Annotated in this window: 11 protein-coding genes and 1 pseudogene; 9 read left to right on the top strand and 3 right to left on the bottom strand. The window is 62.8% G+C overall.

Annotation, left to right across the window (positions count from 1 at the left end; translation table 11 throughout):
* Window positions 1–7 precede the first annotated feature (7 nt).
* On the bottom strand, window positions 8–187 hold the full coding sequence (locus IFT60_RS13840; RefSeq protein WP_192052550.1) for a Flp family type IVb pilin: 180 nt from the start codon (window positions 185–187) through the stop codon (window positions 8–10).
* A gap of 350 nt (window positions 188–537) precedes the next feature.
* Between IFT60_RS13840 and IFT60_RS13835 the strand changes: the two genes are divergently transcribed.
* Complete coding sequence (locus tag IFT60_RS13835; protein ID WP_192052549.1) at window positions 538–1,578, top strand: GGDEF domain-containing protein; 1,041 nt, start codon at window positions 538–540, stop codon at window positions 1,576–1,578.
* Here the strand turns inward: IFT60_RS13835 and IFT60_RS13830 are convergent.
* Window positions 1,575–2,795 carry a cyclic di-GMP phosphodiesterase gene (locus IFT60_RS13830; protein WP_192052548.1) on the bottom strand — a complete coding sequence of 407 codons (1,221 nt, stop codon included), beginning with the start codon at window positions 2,793–2,795 and terminating at the stop codon, window positions 1,575–1,577. The two genes, IFT60_RS13835 and IFT60_RS13830, sit on opposite strands and share 4 nt — an antisense overlap.
* A gap of 123 nt (window positions 2,796–2,918) precedes the next feature.
* On the opposite strand from IFT60_RS13830, the gene IFT60_RS13825 reads away from it, so the two are divergent.
* The 3 genes from IFT60_RS13825 to icmF all read left to right on the top strand — a co-directional run bounded on the left by IFT60_RS13825 (window position 2,919) and on the right by icmF (window position 11,103).
* Window positions 2,919–3,851, top strand: a complete 933-nt coding sequence (locus tag IFT60_RS13825; RefSeq protein ID WP_192052547.1) for a LysR substrate-binding domain-containing protein — start codon at window positions 2,919–2,921, stop codon at window positions 3,849–3,851.
* Window positions 3,852–4,020: 169 nt separating this feature from the next.
* Window positions 4,021–7,590 (top strand): indolepyruvate ferredoxin oxidoreductase family protein, encoded by a 3,570-nt coding sequence (locus IFT60_RS13820; RefSeq protein WP_192052546.1) that lies wholly within the window; start codon window positions 4,021–4,023, stop codon window positions 7,588–7,590.
* A 225-nt stretch (window positions 7,591–7,815) separates the two neighbouring features.
* Window positions 7,816–11,103 (top strand): fused isobutyryl-CoA mutase/GTPase IcmF, encoded by a 3,288-nt coding sequence (gene icmF / locus IFT60_RS13815; RefSeq protein ID WP_192052545.1) that lies wholly within the window; start codon window positions 7,816–7,818, stop codon window positions 11,101–11,103.
* A 33-nt stretch (window positions 11,104–11,136) separates the two neighbouring features.
* Here icmF and IFT60_RS13810 read toward each other — a convergent pair whose 3' ends face one another.
* Window positions 11,137–12,339, bottom strand: coding sequence for an FAD-dependent oxidoreductase (locus tag IFT60_RS13810; RefSeq protein WP_229510860.1), 1,203 nt, complete (start codon window positions 12,337–12,339; stop codon window positions 11,137–11,139).
* 96 nt (window positions 12,340–12,435) lie between these two features.
* Between IFT60_RS13810 and IFT60_RS13805 the strand changes: the two genes are divergently transcribed.
* The 5 genes and pseudogenes from IFT60_RS13805 to IFT60_RS13785 all read left to right on the top strand — a co-directional run.
* Window positions 12,436–12,747, top strand: coding sequence for a hypothetical protein (locus tag IFT60_RS13805; RefSeq protein ID WP_192052544.1), 312 nt, complete (start codon window positions 12,436–12,438; stop codon window positions 12,745–12,747).
* A gap of 262 nt (window positions 12,748–13,009) precedes the next feature.
* On the top strand, window positions 13,010–15,781 hold the full coding sequence (prsT, locus tag IFT60_RS13800; protein WP_192052543.1) for an XrtA/PEP-CTERM system TPR-repeat protein PrsT: 2,772 nt from the start codon (window positions 13,010–13,012) through the stop codon (window positions 15,779–15,781).
* A 125-nt stretch (window positions 15,782–15,906) separates the two neighbouring features.
* Window positions 15,907–16,692, top strand: coding sequence for an N-acyl amino acid synthase FeeM domain-containing protein (locus IFT60_RS13795; protein WP_229510859.1), 786 nt, complete (start codon window positions 15,907–15,909; stop codon window positions 16,690–16,692).
* Between the two features lie 113 nt (window positions 16,693–16,805).
* Window positions 16,806–17,705, top strand: coding sequence for a ThiF family adenylyltransferase (locus IFT60_RS13790; protein WP_192052542.1), 900 nt, complete (start codon window positions 16,806–16,808; stop codon window positions 17,703–17,705).
* Window positions 17,702–18,747 (top strand): annotated as a pseudogene (locus tag IFT60_RS13785) (nitroreductase family protein); the annotation flags it as partial. The gene IFT60_RS13790 and the pseudogene IFT60_RS13785, both read left to right, overlap by 4 nt.
* Window positions 18,748–18,866: the final 119 nt, after the last annotated feature.

Here is an 18,866-nt window from a genome sequence, read left to right as displayed (position 1 = left end):
TACTTGATTACTGACCTTTCAGCTTGGCGACTACGTTGGTAAACGTCGTATTGATCTCGGCGCCCAACGCCTTGGCGGTGGCCGCCATTGCGACACCAACCAGTGCAGCAATCAGACCGTACTCGATGGCAGTAACGCCGTCTTCGTCAGCGATGAAAGCTTGCACAGCGGTAAAGATCGTTTTCATGAAAAAGCTCCATATGGTGGTTTATAAGAACAACCCTGCGGCAGAAGACTTCTCTTGACGCTGCCAACTTCGCATTGTCAGTTCCGCTGCAGTGAGTTCACTATAAAAGATGATGCTGTACGGTAAGTTGACTACAAGCAAGTTTTCCATAGGGAATTAATTGCGTTCTGAAAATATTGATCCAGATCGCATGTGCCTGCAGTGAGCACCAAGCAGATCAAAAAAACCGGGGGAAATATTGCTCGGATAACAAAAAGGGATTATGCTGTTTCGCTTGCCCCTAGGAAATTTCGGCGCTCGGCGCCAGCCTTGGGAGGCAATGGCGGGTTGATTACATTTCCGAGAACGACATGGATTCCCTTCTAAAACACATGGTGGACATGACCGGCCACCGCGACCACGCGATGCTCGACATCTCCGTGGTGGCGGCTGTGCAGGAACTAGCCGCCGCCGCGCAAACGCGGGTGTTGTCCATCTCTACCACCGGCGTACGTCGCTATGTGCGGGTCCGCGCCACCATCGGTATCGGCGCCAGTGCCCGCGTCGAAGACCTGCACGACAACAGCACGCCCGGCGAGCCGCTCGACGCCTATCCGCAACTGGCAGCCTGCCTGGCGCGTCACGACACCAGCGCCGAAGCCTGCGGCCCCGGTTGTACCCGCACTTTATGGCTGCCGATCTGGTGCGGCGACAAGGCCGATACCTGCCTCGAAATCGTGCGCGACGCGCCCTTCCCGGCCGCCACCATTCACATGGTGGCCGGTATCGTCGGCGTCTACCGCAATTTCCAGAATTTGCTCGACTACAGCGAACGCGATTCGCTCACCGGTCTCCTCAACCGCAAGACCTTCGAAGACCAGCTCGCACGCATGTCGCAATGCCCGGCCGAACCCGAACCGCCGCTGGCGGGCCAACCGGAACGGCGCTGCATCGGGGAAGAGGAAAAAGGATGGCTGGCCGTCGTCGACGTCGACCGTTTCAAAACGGTAAACGACACCTTCGGCCATCTGTATGGGGATGAGGTGCTGATCCTGATTGCGAACCAGTTGCAGGCATCGTTTCGCGCCCAGGACCGGGTGTTTCGCTTCGGCGGCGAAGAATTCGTCGTGCTGCTGCGCGCGACGACGCTGAAGAATGCGCGCCGCATCATCGACCGCTTCCGCGGCAATGTCGCCTCTTACCTGTTCCCGCAGGTGGGAAAGGTGACGGTCAGTATCGGTTTTGTCAGCCTCAGCCCCTACGATTCGCCCGTGGTCACGCTGGGCCACGCCGACCAGGCCCTGTACCACGCCAAGACCCACGGCCGCAACCAGGTCTGCCATTACAACGAGCTGGTCGAGCGTGGACTGCTGCAGACGGTGACCTCGAACGACACCGCGGAGTTTTTCTAAGGAACCAGCAGGAACTTGTCCGGATCGACGCGCCACTTGTCGGGCGCCTCATGCCGCACGATCTTGTCGCCGCCGCCGAAACCGAACCCGCGCGACAGGTCGAGCAGCTCCGGACGGATGTAGGTCTGGCTCTTGGTATTGAAGAACACGTTGACCTTGGGCGTGAGCAGGTTGCTCTCGTGCGGCTCCACCACCACGCCCAGGCGGCCCGACTCGAGCATCACCAGCGTGCCCACCGGATAAATGCCGACGCAGCGCATGAATTCCTGGGTCAGGCCCGGATCGAAGTGGAACTTGCTCCATTCATAGATCTTGCGCAGTGCGTCGGCCGCCGGCATGCCCTTGTGGTAGCAACGATCGGAGGTGATCGCGTCATAGACGTCGACAATCGCCGCCATCTGCGCAAGTTCCGACATCTCCGCTGCATTCTGCATCTCCGGGTAGCCGCTGCCGTCGCGCCGTTCGTGGTGGTGCAGCGTGATGTCGAGGGGAATGGCGCCGATCTCCGGCGTCTGGCACAGGAAATCGTAACCGTCGCGCGGATGTCGTTTGATGACCGCGAATTCCTCGTCGGTCAAGCGCCCGGGCTTGTTCAGGATGGCGTCGGGCACCAGCGCCTTGCCGGTATCGTGCAGCAGACCGCCGACACCGGCCTGGTAAATCGTCTCCTCGTCCATGCCGCGCGAACGGCAGAACGCCACCAGCAAGGTGCAGACGCTGACCGAATGCAGGAACGTGTAGTCGTCCTTGGTCTTGATGCGCATCAGGCTGAGCAAGGCGCCGCTGTTGCGCAGGATCGATTCGGTAATGTTATGCACCACCGGCGCGACGTTGTCCATCTCCACCGCCTTGCCCAGGCGCGCGTCCTGCATCACCGTGCGCACCAGGTTGACCGCCTGGCGCCGGATCCCGACCGCGCGCTGCATCTCCTCGCCGAGCGTACTGCGCACCGGTTTCACAGGCTTGCCGGCGATCGCCGTCACTTCCGCTTCGGTCTTCGCCTGCGATTCGGCCAGCGTCGGCGCTTCCCATACATCGAGCCCCTTCGCGCAATCGATGACGACGTTGCGAATCCCGGCGCGCGTGATCTTGCCGATTTCGTCTTCGCTACTCAGGACGAACCTGGCACGCACAAAAGGGTGATCCATCCAGCCGCAGTCGAGGTCGTGAATGGCCATGCCGACGCGCAGCTGGGAGGAATCGATTTTCTTGAGCATTGCCAGGGTCCGGCGATATGGTAATCTCCGCCACCGCGACGGAAGGGAGAAGTATATTCAATTTCATTTCCCTACATAAACTTTTCGTCTTGACGTGTTGCAGCTCGGCACAAAATAGTCTTTATGGAATTACGCCAACTCCGCTATTTCGTCGCCATCGTCGACCACGGTTCGCTGTCACGCGCGGCCCTGGTGCTGCACGTGGCGCAGCCGGCGCTGACCCAGCAACTGCGCCAGCTGGAAGAAGAACTCGGCGCACAGTTGCTGCACCGTTCCGCGCATGGCGTGCTCAGCACCGATGCCGGAAAAATTTTCTACGAACACGCCCAGGCGATCCTGAAACAGGTGGCCGACGCGCGCTCGGCCGTCACCCAGTCGACCACGCGCCCTTCCGGCAGCGTCACGCTTGGCCTGCCACACAGCATTTCCGGGGCCCTTGCCTTACCCCTGCTCACCGCCGCCCGCGCCACCTATCCGGAAATCACCTTGCAGCTGACCGAGGAAATTTCCGGCAACCTGATCGAACAGCTGAAATCGGGCCGCCTGAACCTGGCAGTGTTGTTCGACGACGGCCAGCTCGGCGGCTTCGAAACAACGTCCCTGGTCGAGGAAGATGTGCTGTACATCTGCCGCGCCGATTCCGCGGAAAAACCGCAGGGCGCGGCGATCACACTCGCCACCGCACTCGGCACGACCCTGATCCTGCCGGCCCAGCAGCACGGGGTACGGCCACTGATCGAGGGCGCCGCGGCAAGCGCCGGCCTGGCCCTGAGCAAACTGATCGAAATCAACTCGATCGCTATTCTAAAATCCGCCCTGCTGGCCGATATGGGCGCCACCCTGCTGCCGCTGGCTCCCCTGCGGGCCGAGATCGACAGCGGCATCCTGGCCGCGATCCCGATCGAAAACCCGCCGATCCGGCGCAGCGTCACCCTGTGCGCCTCGCGCAATATCCCGCTGACGAATGCGGCGGCGGCGATCAGCCGCCTGGTGCGGCAAGTAACCGAAATGCTGTGCACTGATGGTAGCTGGCCCGGCGCGCGGCTGCGTGAATAACGGGTATCATTTTTTCTTATACCCCCATCCGCAATCCGTATTTCCCCTGCCCGCACGCAGCCCCTACACTCCACGCGCCCGTCGCCAACCGCGACAATCTCCGCCCCATCGCGCGCCTACCCGGTGCAGCAGCCAAGGCGGAAACCCCTCGATCACCCATGGAGTCCGTATGCCCGATACCGTCGCGCCGCAAGCCGCGCAGGATGCAATCCCGTCCCGTTTGAATAACTCAGCTTTAACTGCGGTCACTCTGGACGACAAATACACCGCGAAGTCGGGCAACATCTTCTTGTCGGGTATCCAGGCCCTGGTGCGCCTGCCGATGATGCAGCGCGAGCGCGACGCTGTCGCCGGCCTGAACACCGCCGGCTTCGTGTCCGGCTACCGCGGCTCGCCGCTGGGCGGCCTCGACGAAACCCTGTGGAAAGCAAAAGCTCACCTGGAAGCGAGCCACGTCCAGTTCGTGCCGGGCGTGAACGAAGACCTGGCCGCTACCGCCGTCTGGGGCACGCAAACGGTCGACCTGATCGGCCCAACCAAATACGATGGCGTGTTCGCCATGTGGTACGGCAAGGGCCCAGGCGTCGACCGCTGCGGCGACGTCTTTAAACACATGAACCATGCCGGCACCGCGAAAAACGGCGGCGTGCTGCTGGTGGCTGGTGACGACCACGGCGCATACTCGTCTACCCTGCCGCACCAGTCCGACCACATTTTCTCAGCCTGCATGATCCCGGTCCTGTACCCGTGCAACGTGCAGGAATACCTCGACCTCGGTGTGCACGGCTGGGCCATGTCGCGCTTCTCCGGCTGCGCCGTCGCCTTCAAGGCGCTGGCCGACACGGTCGAATCGAGCGCCTCGGTCGACGCCAATCCGCACCGCGTGCAAGTAAAACTGCCGGGCGATTTCACGATGCCGGAAGGCGGCCTGAATACGAAATTGTCCTCGGTCCCGCTGGGCCAGCAGGCGCGCAATCAGGAAGCGCTGATGCAGGACTATAAGATTTACGCGGCCCTGGCGTACGCGCGCGAAAACAAACTGAATCACACCACGATCGATAGCCCGAACGCGAAACTTGGCATCATCGCCTCCGGCAAATCCTATCTGGACGTGCTGGAAGCGCTGGAAGAACTCGGCATCGATGAAGCCATGGCGGCCAAAGTCGGCCTGCGCCTGTTCAAGGTCGCCATGATCTGGCCGCTCGAACCCGAAGGCGTGCGCGAATTCGCCCAGGGCCTGGACGAAATCCTGGTGGTCGAAGAAAAGCGCCAGGTCGTCGAATACCAACTGAAAGAACAGTTATATAACTGGCGCGACGACGTACGTCCACACATCATCGGCAAGTTCGACGACAAGGGAGAATGGGTCGCGCCGCGCGGCGACTGGCTCTTGCCGCCGAAAGCCGATTTTTCAGTCGCGCAGGTCGCGCGCGTGATCGCCGGCCGCATTGCGCGCTTGGTTGACGACGAGACCACGCGCGATTTGATCAAGGCGCGCCTGGCCTTCCTCGATGCGAAAGACGCCGTGCTGCAAAAGGCGATCACCACGCCCTTCCGTCCGGCCTTCTACTGCTCCGGCTGCCCGCACAATACGTCCACCAAGGTGCCGGACGGTTCGTTCGCACTGGCCGGCATCGGCTGCCACGTGATGGCAACCTCGATCTACCCGGAGATGAACAAGCTGACCACCCACATGGGCGGAGAGGGCGCCCCCTGGATCGGCCAGGCCGCGTTCTCGAAAGTGCCGCACGTGTTCCAGAACCTGGGCGACGGCACCTATTTCCACTCGGGCTACCTGGCCGTGCGCGCCGCCGTGTCGGCCAAGGTCAACATCACCTATAAAATCCTGTACAACGACGCCGTCGCCATGACCGGCGGCCAGCCGGTCGACGGCCAGACCTCGGTGCCGATGATCGCCCAGCAGATGGCGGCCGAAGGCGTGAAACGCATCGCCCTGGTGACGGAAGACCTGTCGCGCTACGCCGACCGCTCGGCGCTGCCAGCCCTGGTCACGCTGCACGACCGCAAGGAGATGGACGCCATCCAGCGCGAACTGCGCGAACTGCCGGGCGTCTCCGTCATCATCTACGACCAGACCTGCGCCGCCGAGAAGCGCCGCCGCCGCAAGAAGGGAGAATTTCCCGACCTGCCGAAACGCATGGTCATCAACGAAGCCGTCTGCGAAGGCTGCGGCGATTGCGGCATCCAGTCAAACTGCGTCTCGATCCTGCCGAAAGAAACCGATTTCGGCCGCAAGCGCACCATCGACCAATCATCCTGCAACAAGGATTATTCGTGCACCAAGGGCTTCTGCCCGAGTTTTGTTACCGTCGAAGGCGGCACGCTCAAGAAGAGCAAGACCGGCATCAGCAAAGGCGATGACGACGGCTGGGGCGTGCTGCCCGAGCCGACCCTGCCGAGTGTCGAGCATCCGTACAACATCCTGATCAACGGGATCGGCGGCACCGGCGTCATCACCGTCGGCGCGCTGATGGGCATGGCCGCGCACCTGGAAGCCAAAGGTGCTTCGGTGCTGGACATGACCGGCATGAGCCAGAAGAACGGGTCCGTCACCTCGCACGTGAAAATCGCGGCGACGCCGGAGCGCCTGCGCGCCCAGCGCATCGCCACCGGCGAAGCGGACCTGGTACTCGGCTGCGACATGCTGACCACCGGCGCCGCCGACGCGATTTCCAAGATGCGCCCGGGGCGCACGCTGGCCATCGTCAACCTCCACGAGCAGCCGACCGGCACCTTTGCCCAGAACGCCGACTGGCAGTTCCCGGCGGCAGATGTGCGCGGCCTGATCGTCGAAGCCGTGGGCGGTGCGGCCGGCGCTGACTTCGTCGATGCGACGACACTGGCGTGTGCGCTGATGGGCGACTCGATCGCCACCAACCTGTTCCTGATGGGGTACGCCTGGCAGAAAGGCCGCATCCCGCTCACGGAGGCATCGCTGATGCGCGCGATCGAATTGAATGGCGTCGCCGTCGCCTCCAACAAGAAGAGTTTTCTCTGGGGCCGCCGTGCCGCGGTCGACTTCAAGCGCGTCGAAAAAGTCGCGACGCCGACCCAGGCCGTGCTGGTGCAGATGCCGCAAAGCCTGGACACGGTCATCAAGAAGCGTGTCGAATTCCTGACCGCCTACCAGGACGCGGCCTATGCCGGCGTATATGCGCAACTGGTCGAGCGCGTGCGCGCGGCGGAAACCGCTGCGGGCCTGGGCAATAAACTGTCGCTGGCGGTCGCGAAGTACTACTTCAAGCTGATGGCCTACAAGGACGAATACGAAGTGGCGCGCCTGTACACCGATGGCCGCTTCCTGGAACAGGTCAAATCCCAGTTCGAAGGCGATTTCAAATTCAAATTCAACCTGGCGCCGCCGCTGTTCGCGAAAAAGGATGCGCAGGGCAAGCTGGTAAAAGCCGAATTCGGCCCATGGATGCTGGGAGCCTTCAAAGTGCTGGCCAAGCTGAAAGGCTTGCGCGGCGGCGCCTTCGACGTCTTCGGCCGCACCGAAGAGCGCAAGATGGAGCGCGCGCTGATCGTCGAGTATCGCCAGATGATCGAAGCGCTGCTGCCATCCCTGAGCGGTGCTTCGTATGCGGCCGCGGTCGAGCTGGCGAACCTGCCGGAACAGATCCGCGGCTTCGGCCACGTGAAGGAAAAGGCGGTCGACAACTTCCGCACCCGCAAAGCTGAGCTGCTCTCGGGTAGCGTCATCAAGCGCGCCGCCTAAACCGTAGGGTGGACGGCTCTGCCGTCCACGCGTCGACCGTTATCGGCCCCGGTATCGTGCCGGATGATCTTGCCGCTAACAGTCACCGCGTGGGCGGGGAACCCGCCCACCCTACGGGTCTTACTCAAACGCCGCGTCACCATACATTCCAAACTTGACGTTAACGTTAACGTCATATACCGTACAAGACGAACCTGTCCGCCGTCCGACTCCTGAAGGAACCCCATGAACGACATCACCACCGCTGCCAAACTCGAGCTGCAAGAGCCGCCGAAGCTCGCCAACAAGGTCCGCTTCGTCACCGCCGCGTCGCTGTTCGACGGCCACGATGCCTCGATTAACATCATGCGCCGCATCCTGCAGTCGAACGGCGTCGAAGTCATCCACCTCGGCCACAACCGCTCGGTCGACGACGTCGTCACCGCGGCGCTGGCCGAAGACGTGCAAGGCATCGCCATCTCCAGCTACCAGGGCGGCCACGTCGAGTATTTCAAGTACATGATTGACCTGCTGCGCCAGCGCGGCGGCGCCCACATCAAAGTCTTCGGCGGCGGTGGCGGCGTGATCGTGCCGAGCGAGATCGAAGAACTGCATGCCTACGGCGTCACCCGCATCTTCAGCCCCGAAGACGGCCAGCGCATGGGCCTGGTCGGCATGATCCGCTCGATGATCGAAACCTGCGACATCGATCTCTCGCCCTATGCGCCGACCAGCATCGACGCGCTCCAACACGGCGACATCGGCGAACGCCACCGTCCGCTGGCCCAGCTGATCACGGCCCTCGAAAACGGCAAAGCCGACCCGGACCTGCGCAAGGCAATCGTCGAAGCGGCCGACACGGTAAAAGTCCCGGCACTCGGCATCACCGGCACCGGCGGCGCCGGCAAATCCTCGCTCACCGATGAACTCATTCGCCGCATCCGCCTCGACCAGAACGACCGCATCAACATCGCCGTGATCTCGATCGATCCGTCGCGGCGCAAGTCGGGCGGCGCCCTGCTCGGCGACCGCATCCGCATGAACGCGATCAACCCGTGGAACGGTCAATCGCGCGTCTTCATGCGCTCGCTCGCCACGCGCGAAGCAGGCTCCGAGATTTCGCACGCACTGCCGGACGTGATCGCCGCCTGCAAGGTGGCTGGCTTCGACCTAGTGATCGTCGAGACGTCGGGCATCGGCCAGGGCGACGCCGCCATCGTGCCGCACGTCGACGCCTCGATGTACGTGATGACCCCGGAATTCGGCGCCGCCTCGCAGCTGGAAAAAATCGACATGCTCGATTTCGCCGATTTCATCGCCATCAACAAGTTCGACCGCAAAGGCGCGCAAGACGCGCTGCGCGACGTGGCGAAACAGTACCAGCGCAACCGCGAACTGTGGTCGCACAGCCCGGACCAGATGCCGGTGTTCGGCACCCAAGCTTCGCGCTTCAACGACGACGGCGTCACCGCCCTCTACCACGGCCTGCTGCCGAAGCTGGCTGAACTCGGCCTGAAGGTGGAAGCGTCAAAGCTGGCCGCGCCGCCGCAAAAGCACTCCAGCGGCAAGAACGTGATCGTGCCCCCAAGCCGCGCGCGCTACCTGGCCGAGATCGCCGACACCGTGCGCGGCTACCACAAGAACACCGCGAAACAAGTGAAACTCGCGCGCGAGCGCCAGCAGCTGAGCGAAACCAAGCGCATGCTGGCCGCGGCGAATCGCGAAGTGGTCTTGGACGACCTGATTACCGAGCGTGACAACGCGATGGATGCCGGCGCCAAAAAACTGCTGGCCATGTGGCCCGACATGCAGGCGGCCTACGCCGGCGACGATTACGTCGTCAAAATCCGCGACAAGGAAATTCGCACCAGATTAGTGCAGAAAACCCTGTCCGGCACCACCATCCGCAAGGTCGCGCTGCCGAAGTATGAAGACCATGGCGAAGTACTGCGCTTCCTGATGCTGGAAAACGTGCCGGGCTCCTTCCCCTTCACCGCCGGCGTGTTCGCCTTCAAACGCGAAGGCGAAGATCCGACCCGCATGTTCGCCGGCGAAGGCGATGCCTTCCGCACCAACAAACGTTTTAAATTGGTGTCGACCGGCATGGACGCCAAGCGCCTGTCGACGGCCTTCGATTCCGTCACCCTGTATGGCGCCGACCCGGCGCTGCGCCCGGACATCTACGGTAAAGTCGGCAACTCGGGCGTCTCGATCGCCACCCTCGACGACATGAAAGTGCTGTACGACGGCTTTGATTTGTGCAGCCCGAGCACGTCCGTCTCGATGACCATCAACGGCCCGGCGCCGACCATCCTGGCGATGTTCATGAACACGGCGATTGACCAGCAGATCGACAAGTTCGTGCTTGATAACGGCCGCCAGCCGACCGCCGACGAAGCGGCAAAAATCAAGGAATGGGTGCTGGCCAACGTGCGCGGCACCGTGCAGGCCGACATCCTGAAAGAAGACCAGGGGCAAAACACCTGCATCTTCTCGACCGAGTTCTCATTAAAAGTCATGGGCGACATCCAGGAGTATTTCGTGCACCACCAGGTGCGCAATTTCTACTCGGTGTCGATCTCGGGCTACCACATCGCCGAAGCCGGCGCGAACCCGATCTCGCAGCTGGCGTTCACCCTGTCGAACGGTTTTACCTTCGTCGAAGCCTACCTCGCGCGCGGCATGCACATCGACGACTTCGCACCGAACCTGTCGTTCTTCTTCTCGAACGGCATGGACCCGGAATACACGGTGCTGGGCCGCGTCGCGCGCCGCATCTGGGCCGTGTCCATGCGCGACAAGTACGGCGCCAACGACCGCTCGCAAAAGCTGAAATACCACGTCCAGACCTCGGGCCGTTCGCTGCACGCGCAGGAGATCGACTTCAACGACATCCGCACGACCTTGCAGGCGCTGATCGCGATCTACGACAACTGCAACTCGCTGCACACCAACGCGTATGACGAAGCGATCACCACGCCGACCGACGAATCCGTGCGGCGCGCACTGGCGATCCAGCTGATCATCAACCGCGAATGGGGCCTGGCCAAGAACGAGAATCCGAACCAGGGTTCGTTCATCATGGACGAACTGACCGACCTCGTCGAAGAAGCCGTGCTGCAGGAATTCGAGCGCATTGCCGAGCGCGGCGGCGTATTGGGCGCGATGGAAACCGGCTACCAGCGCGGCAAGATCCAGGAAGAGTCGATGCTGTACGAGCACAAGAAGCACGACGGCTCGCTGCCCATCATCGGCGTCAACACCTTCCGCAACCCGAAAGGCGCCGAAGCCCCGGCCACGATCGAGCTGGCCCGCTCGACCGACGACGAAAAGCAGTCGCAGCTGACGCGCCTGGACGCCTTCCACCAGCAGCATGCAGCCGACGCACCAGCCGCGCTGGCAGCCCTGCAGCAAGCGGCGATCGACAACCAGAACGTGTTCGACAAGCTGATGGACGCCGTGCGCGTCTGCTCGCTGGGCCAGATCACCACCGCCCTGTTCGAGGTGGGCGGGCAGTACCGCCGCAATATGTAAGCCGTTGCGCGGCCGCCTCCGCGGCGGCCACGTTCAATCCCTCCGCAACGCCCCGACGGCGTCCGGAGGGATGTGTTTTTGTGCTTTTGCCGGTGCCGCGATGCTGCGATACATCAGGCGCGCCACTCCCGGCAGCTTCAACCCGGCCGCAAACAGCAAGTCGCGCCACAAGCCGGCGCTGTCGGCCTGGAAGCAAGGCGTCAATGCACGGCTCAGCATCTGATAGTTGCGCACGGCGCACAGGCGCTCGACCGAATAGGCGGCGGCGCCGGCAATCGCGCCGTACCGGCATACCGCATCGGCCAGCGCCAGCGCATCCTGCACGGCCAAGGTGCTGCCCAGGCCGAGCTGGGGACTCATCGCATGGGCCGCGTCGCCGATCACGCACACCGGGCCGCCCGCCAGGCGCCTTGCACGCGCGTGATGGTAGGTGGCGAGCGTGAACTGGTCGTGGCGATGGATCTGGTCGATGACCGGCGCCGCCTGCGGCCACAGTGCGCGTAATTCTTCCTTCCACGCGTCGAGCGGGCCTGCCTGCCAGGCGGCGTAGCCGGCGCACGGCAAACTCCAGAACATCGACAGGCGCAGCTTGCCGTCCACCCGCGCCGTCGGCATCAGGCCGAACATCTGGCGCGTGCCCCGGTAGCGCTGCTCGAGCAGCGCCTGGCCATCCCAGTCGGCGACGTCGAACATCGCCCACAGCGCACCCCATCGATAGACGGTCGATGCCACCGCCAGCCCGGCCTGGGCCGGTAAGATGGACGCTGCGCCGTCGGCGATCGCGACCAGATCGAACCCGAACGCATCGGCAGCGTACAGCGTCGCGCGCTCACCCTCGACCGTGATCCTGTCCACCGCCGCGCCATAACGCACCCGCACGTCCAGCGCCAGCGCGGCGCCAAGTAGCACCTGCGACAGCGCTGCCCGGCTCACGCCGCGCGCTTCGCCTTCGCCGTAGCCGATGTCGACCAGGGTCCAGTTGCGGTGGCAAGTCCCGAGCAGGCGCGTGACAGGCACGCTCGCCGCGTGAAAGGCCGGCCCCACGCCGAGGGCGTCGAAGGCGGCAATCCCCTGCGGCTGGATCAGCAGGCCGGCGCCGAGTGGACGCAACGAGGCGTGTTTTTCGAAGACCGTCACCGCGTGGCCGGCGCGGGCCAGTGCAATCGCACTCGCCAGGCCGGCGGTACCGGCGCCGACGATTCCAATATTCAGAGAATTTCTTTTTGGCATCATCATCGCATTCTAGACGAGTCAGGTGCTGCCGGATCAGCGGTACGGCAATTTTCGATGCGTGCTCTAGAATAAAGGCGAGACCGATCACCGGAGCCACCCATGCCGATCAAGCCCGAAGACCTTGCCGCCCTGATGCGTGAAGTCGAACTGGAAGACCCGATCGATTTCGCCGACCTGCCGTTCGCCGAAGAAGACTTGCGCGCACTGGTGGCGAACCACCTGTGCGAGATGGCGGCATCGATGGAAAACTTCAGTACCGAAGACCGCCTGCTGACCCTGCTCGCGGTATCGGCCAAGCTCGTGCTCGAAAATCTGGTGCTGCATGTCCAGTTGTTGCGGCGCCATGGTTTGCCGGTGAGTGAAGACGTCGAGGCCTTGCTCGGGCGCTTGCGCAAGGGCGAGAGCGAATAACGCTGGCGCTGCTCTCTTACTTCTTGTCACAAATTAAGCGTGGTAATTCAGGCGGACTCGGCGCAAGCTGGCGGACGTTGCTGCCTGGGTGCCATCGAAGCGCTATTAGTGCCGCTAGGAAATCGTTTGTCTACAACGGTAAGTCGATAATGCAGTAATTTCTGCGGTTATCAAGCTGTTCCTTAAGGTATTATTGTTGGCTAGGAAACTTGTCGCCGGGTTTTTCCCGGTCGGCATCCAGCATGTCAACCCTGAGGAAATCATGTCCCGTAACAAGATCAAATTTACTACCGCCGTCGTTTCGGGCGCACTGCTGCTCAGCGGCCTGACTGCCTGCAACCGTGACCAGTCCACCGAAAGCCTGCTGGCTGAAGCCAAGCAATACCAGCAGAAGGGCGACGACAAGGCTGCCCTGATCCAGCTGAAAAATGCGGTGGCGAAGAGCCCCGAGGATGCGGAAGCGCGCCTGCAGCTCGGCACCCTGTACCTGGAAACCGGCGACGCCGTCTCGGCCGACAAGGAATTGCGCAAGGCCGCCAGCCTCGGCATGGCGCCAGCGCGCACCCTGCCGCTGCTGGCCAAGTCGCTGCAAAACCAGGGCCAGTTCAAGGAAATGCTGGACGAGATCAAACCCGAGCTGGCCGCCAAATCGGCGCCTCTGATGGCGCTGCGCGGTGACGCCCTGCTCGCCACCGGCGACGCCGACGGCGCCAAGGCGGCCTATGAGGCGGCGCTGGCGCTCGACCCGAACAGCGGCGCGGCGCTGACCGGCCTGGCGCGCCATTCCCTGATCAAAAACAACGACAAGGAAACCGGCCAGCGTTACCTGGCCGATGCGGTCGCCAAGGACAGCAAGAATCCGGACGTCTGGATGTTCCAGGCCGGAATGCTGCGCGGCCTGAACAAGCCTGAGGAAGCCCTGGCTGCGTTCGACAAGGTGCTCGCCCTGCGTCCGCAAGACCGCAATGCGAACCTGGAAAAAGCGTATATTTTCATCAACCAGAAGAAGTTCGCCGAAGCGCGCACCGAGATCGAGGCGGCGCGCAAGATCGCACCGAGCAGCCTGCTCGTTACCTACGGCCAGGCCCTGCTCGAGTTTAACGAAGGCAAGAACAAGGAAGCACGCGAATCGCTGCAGCGCGTCCTGAAAAGCGCACCGAACCACATGCCGAGCGTGCTGCTGGCCGGCGCCGTGGAACTGAACCTGGACGCGGCCCTGCAAGCGCAGCTGCACCTGCGCAAATACCTGGAAGTCGATCCGAAGAACATGTATGCGCGCAAGCTGCTGGCACAGGCGTACCTGAAAGGCTCGCAGCCGGACGAAGCGGCCGCCACGCTGGCGCCTGCGCTCACCGATTCGAAAGACCCGCAACTGCTGGCGCTGGCCGGCGAGTCGTACATGCAGGCGCGCGACTTCGGCAAGGCCACGGCCAACCTCGAAAAAGCGAGCCAGCTGGCGCCGAATGTTGCTGTGCTGCGCACCTCGCTGGGTATGTCGCGCCTGCAGCAGGGCGACACCGCCAAGGGAATTGTCGAACTGGAACGCGCCACCGAGCTCGATCCGAAGTCGGAGCGCGCGCTGGCGGCGCTGGTGCAGGCCGAACTGGGCCTGAAACACTACGACAAGGCGCTGGCCGCCGTGAACAAGCTCGAGACGCTCACGCCGAACGAGCCGCAAACCCACAACCTGAAGGCAACCGTACTGCTGACCAAGGGCGACGTACCCGCTGCCCGCGCCGCCTTCGAAAAAGCGCTGCAGATCAACCCGACCTTCTTCCCGGCTGCGGCCAACCTGGCCAAGCTCGACATGATCGAGAAGAAGCCGGACGCGGCCCGTAAGCGCTTCGAGGCGATCCTGGAAAAGGACAAGAAGAATTTCGGCGCGATGGGTGCGCTGGCCGAACTGGCAATGTACCAGCAGCGTCCTGAAGAAGCGACCACCTGGCTCGAGAAGGCGCAGGCGGAAAATCCCGATGCGATCGCACCGGTCCTCAAATTGGGCAGCCATTACCTGATGACCAAGCAGGAGAAGAAGGCGCTGACGCTGGCGCGCAAGTTCCAGACGACGAACCCGACCAGTCCCGAAATGATGGACCTGCTCGGCCAGGCGCAACTGGCGAACAACGATCCCCAGGGCGCGCTCGACAGCTATAGCAAGCTGGTCAACATGGCGCCGAAGTCGGCGCTGGCGCAAATGCGCCTGGCGCAGGTGCAGGGCGCGCTGAAGAACGACACCGGCGCGGCCGAGTCGCTCAAGAAGGCCAGTGCGCTGGCGCCGAACATGCTGCAAACGCGTGTCGCCCAGGTCGAACTGGCGATGCGCCGCGGTCGCCTCGACGAGGCAATGACGCTGGCGCGCCAGTTGCAGCAGGATACGCCCGGCTCGCCGGTCGGCTTCCTGCTCGAAGGCGATATGCAGAAGGCGCAGAACAAGCCGGCGCTGGCCCTGGTCGCCTACGACAAGGCCTTCGCCATCACCAAGCAGGGCGCGGTCCTGCTGCGCAGCGCCCAGATGTTGCGCCAGATGGGCAAGGAAGCCGAGGCGAACGGACGTGTCGCCCAGTGGGCCAAGGCGCATCCGGAGGACCTGCAAGTGGCGATGTACATGGCCGAGGCGCACCTGGCGGCCCGGGAATACAAATCGGCGTCGGTGATCCTGGAAGACATCGTCAAGCGCGCACCGAACAGTGGCCCGGCGCTGAACAACCTGGCCTGGGCCTACCAGCAGCAGAAGGATCCGCGCGCGCTGGCCACGGCCGAGCAGGCGTACAAGGTGGCCAGCGACCATGCCGCCGTCCAGGATACGCTGGGCTGGATGCTGGTGGAACAGGGCAATACCCAGCGCGGCCTGCCACTGCTGCAAAAAGCCGCAGCCGCGCCAATGGCGACGCCGGAAATCCGTTATCACCTGGCGGTCGCAATGCATAAATCGGGAGACAAAACGGGCGCGCGCAAGGAGTTGGAAACCCTGCTCGCGCAGAACAAACCGTTTGCCCAGTTGGAAGAAGCCCGTTCGTTGCTTAAAACCTTATAAGCGTCTACTATCTAAAATAAATAAAAACCAACATGCCGCGCTTTTTTCCCACGAAGAGAGCGCGGTATGGGACCAAAAAAGACGCCGTCCGTCCTGGCGGCAAAGTAAAACGAAGGTGTCTTGCCATGACCAATCCCGACGAAGTGAAAGAGTGTGAAGAACGCTCTGTCGAATTTCTAACGAACACTCATGTGTCAGAGGATCGCGATAATATAGCGAACTCAGAATTAGAGGATGTTATCGTGAACCAAGATTCATATGGAATCCGGCTTACCGATACGGCAAAAGGACGCAATTCGGCCAGCATGCTGGTCAACAAGATGTATGCTTGGCGCGGCTATGCTGGCACGCACCAGTTCAGCGACGATCCCAATCGCATCACACTCACGGCTACCGATAAAGGCGAGGTAGTAGGCACCCTGACGCTCGGTATCGATTCGCCCATCGGCATGATGGCCGACCAGATTTTCAAGGAAGAACTCGACGCCCACCGTGCGCGGGGCGCCAAGCTGTGTGAGTTCACCAAACTGGCGTTCGATCCGACCGTGCGCTCGAAAACCTCGCTCGCCAACCTGTTCCACCTGGCGGTGATTTACGCCCGCGATATCCACGATTGCACCGATATCGTCATCGAAGTCAATCCGCGCCACCGCCGCTTTTACGAGCATATGCTCGGATTCAAGCGCGAAGGCGATTTGAAGGATAATCCGCGTGTGAATGCGCCGGCCTACCTGCTGCGCATCGAGCTGGCTTATGTCACCGAGCAGATTCAAAAGCACGGCGGCACTTTCAGCGAATCGTCTCCCGAAGCGGCCACCGAGCGCTCGTTCTATCCGTATTTCTTCTCGCCGCGCGAAGAGCAGGGTATTATCAACCGCCTGCGCCGCATCGACGAACACCAGGCAGCCTGATTCACCGATTTATCCCGGCCTGTTTTCCCGAAACAGGCCGGCGGTGCACCGGCACGGTGCATCTCGTTTTCGCCATCCCGTCATTCACCGTTCACCGTTTTATCTCCCCCTACATGACCACTCCATTCCGCTACGAGCAGGCTTTTTCCCGAAATATTGGCTGGGTAACGCGGGAGGAGCAGTCGCGCTTGCGCAATAAACGGGTGGCCATCGCGGGCGGCGGCGGTGTCGGCGGCGTCCATGCGCTGACCCTGGCGCGCCTGGGGGTGAGCAAATTCCGCATTGCCGACTTCGACACCTTCGACGTGCCCAACTTTAATCGCCAGGTCGGCGCCATGGTCTCGACGCTCGACCAGCCCAAGGTCGAGGTCATCCGCCGCATGCTGCTCGACATTAATCCCGAATGCGAAGTCGAGGTGTTTGAGCAGGGCATCAACGATGCCAACCTGAATGCCTTCCTCGAGGGCGCCGACATGTACGTCGACGCGCTCGACTTCTTCGCCTTCGATATCCGCCAGAAAACGTTTGCCCTGTGCGCCCGTCTTGGCATTCCCGCCAGCACGGTGGCGCCGCTGGGCATGGGGGCGGCGTTGGTCAATTTCCTCCCGGGCCAGATGACCTTCGAAGAATATTTTCAATGGGGCGACTTGCCGGATACGGACAAGGCCGTCCACTTCGTCGTCGGCCTGGCGCCGGCCGGCCTGCACCGCCCCTACCTGGTGGTGCCGGAGGCGGTCAACTTCGTCGAACGCCGCGGTCCCTCGACCATCATGGCCTGCCAGCTGTGCGCCGGCGTGATGGGCACTGAAGCATTGAAAATCCTGCTCGGGCGCGGGCGGGTGCTGGCGGCGCCCTGGGGCATCCAGTTCGATGCCTACCGCAACAAGCTGGTACGCACGTGGCGTCCAGGCGGCAACAAAAATCCGCTGCACCGCCTGATGATTAAAATCGGCAAGAAACAATTGGCCAAGGACCTGGCCGCGGCCGGGGCAGCGGCGGGAGCGACGGCATGAGCACAAGTACGATCCAACACATCCTCGAACTGGCGCGCTGGGCGCCCAGCGGCGACAACATGCAAACCTGGCGCTTCGAGATCGTCGCGCCGGATCATCTTGCCGTGCACGCCTACGATACGCGCGACCATTGCGTCTACGACCTTGACGGCCATCCGAGCCAGATCGCCTTCGGCACCCTGCTCGAGACGATCGCCATCGCCGCCAGCGGCCATGGCCTGCGCGCCGACGTGGCGCGCAGGCCCGAGGGGCGCGCAACGCACCCGGTATTCGACGTGCGCTTCGCCGCCGACGCGGCGGTCGTGCGCAGCCCGCTGATCGACGTGATCGACAAGCGCACCGTGCAGCGCCGGCCGATGCGCACCACCCCGCTCAGCGACGAACACAAGCGCATCCTCGCCGCCACCGTCGCACCCGGCTATGCGCTTACCTGGCTCGAGAGCCGCGCGCAGAAATGGCAGGCGGCCAGGCTGATGTTCAACAACGCCCGCCTGCGCCTGACGATGCCGGAAGCATTCGAAACCCACCGCAGCATCATCGACTGGAACAACCGCACGCACAGCCCGGATAAGGTCCCGGCCGGCGCGCTCGGCGTCGACGCCATGACCCTGCACCTGATGAAATGGGCGATGGTCAGCTGGCGCCGCATGTCCACCGTCAACACCCTGATGGGCACGTGGGCGCCGCGCCTGCAGATGGACCTGGCGCCGGGCATGGCTTGCGCCGCCCACTTCGTGCTGAAAGCGCACGCGGCGCCGCAATCGATCGACGATTACGTGGCCGCCGGGCGCGCGCTGCAGCGTTTCTGGCTGACGATGACGACGCTCGGCCTGTACATGCAGCCGGAAATGACGCCGCTGATCTTCTCGAAGTACGCACGCGAAGGCACGCGCTTTACCGCCCAGCCGAAGCTCGCAGGCGCGGCGCGCGCCCTGCAGCGCGAAACCGAGGCGCTGATCTTCAACGACAGCCTGTTCCCGGTGTACATGGGCCGCCTCGGCTATGGCCCGGCGCCGGCGGCACGCTCGGTACGGCGCCCGCTNTGACTTCGATAAGTCAGCGCCGCTTTTTGCTTTCGTTTTCCCTGCCTGGTAGATCTTGTTCTTATCGCCAGCGCTTGCCCAGCAACTCGCGTCTTATTCTATTTACAACAATTGCGAC

The organism is Massilia sp. CFBP 13721, from assembly GCF_014842025.1.
In the GTDB taxonomy this organism is placed as follows: Bacteria; Pseudomonadota; Gammaproteobacteria; order Burkholderiales; family Burkholderiaceae_D; genus Telluria.
This window is presented reverse-complemented; position numbering and strand designations above follow the sequence as displayed.

Excerpts from the sequence above, each read along its gene's own strand:
- IFT60_RS13840 (WP_192052550.1), bottom strand. The coding sequence starts at position 187 with ATGAAAACGATCTTTACCGCTGTGCAAGCTTTCATCGCTGACGAAGAC.
- IFT60_RS13835 (WP_192052549.1), top strand. The coding sequence starts at position 538 with ATGGATTCCCTTCTAAAACACATGGTGGACATGACCGGCCACCGCGAC.
- IFT60_RS13830 (WP_192052548.1), bottom strand. The coding sequence starts at position 2,795 with ATGCTCAAGAAAATCGATTCCTCCCAGCTGCGCGTCGGCATGGCCATT.
- IFT60_RS13825 (WP_192052547.1), top strand. The coding sequence starts at position 2,919 with ATGGAATTACGCCAACTCCGCTATTTCGTCGCCATCGTCGACCACGGT.
- IFT60_RS13820 (WP_192052546.1), top strand. The coding sequence starts at position 4,021 with ATGCCCGATACCGTCGCGCCGCAAGCCGCGCAGGATGCAATCCCGTCC.
- icmF (WP_192052545.1), top strand. The coding sequence starts at position 7,816 with ATGAACGACATCACCACCGCTGCCAAACTCGAGCTGCAAGAGCCGCCG.
- IFT60_RS13810 (WP_229510860.1), bottom strand. The coding sequence starts at position 12,339 with ATGATGATGCCAAAAAGAAATTCTCTGAATATTGGAATCGTCGGCGCC.
- IFT60_RS13805 (WP_192052544.1), top strand. The coding sequence starts at position 12,436 with ATGCCGATCAAGCCCGAAGACCTTGCCGCCCTGATGCGTGAAGTCGAA.
- prsT (WP_192052543.1), top strand. The coding sequence starts at position 13,010 with ATGTCCCGTAACAAGATCAAATTTACTACCGCCGTCGTTTCGGGCGCA.
- IFT60_RS13795 (WP_229510859.1), top strand. The coding sequence starts at position 15,907 with ATGACCAATCCCGACGAAGTGAAAGAGTGTGAAGAACGCTCTGTCGAA.
- IFT60_RS13790 (WP_192052542.1), top strand. The coding sequence starts at position 16,806 with ATGACCACTCCATTCCGCTACGAGCAGGCTTTTTCCCGAAATATTGGC.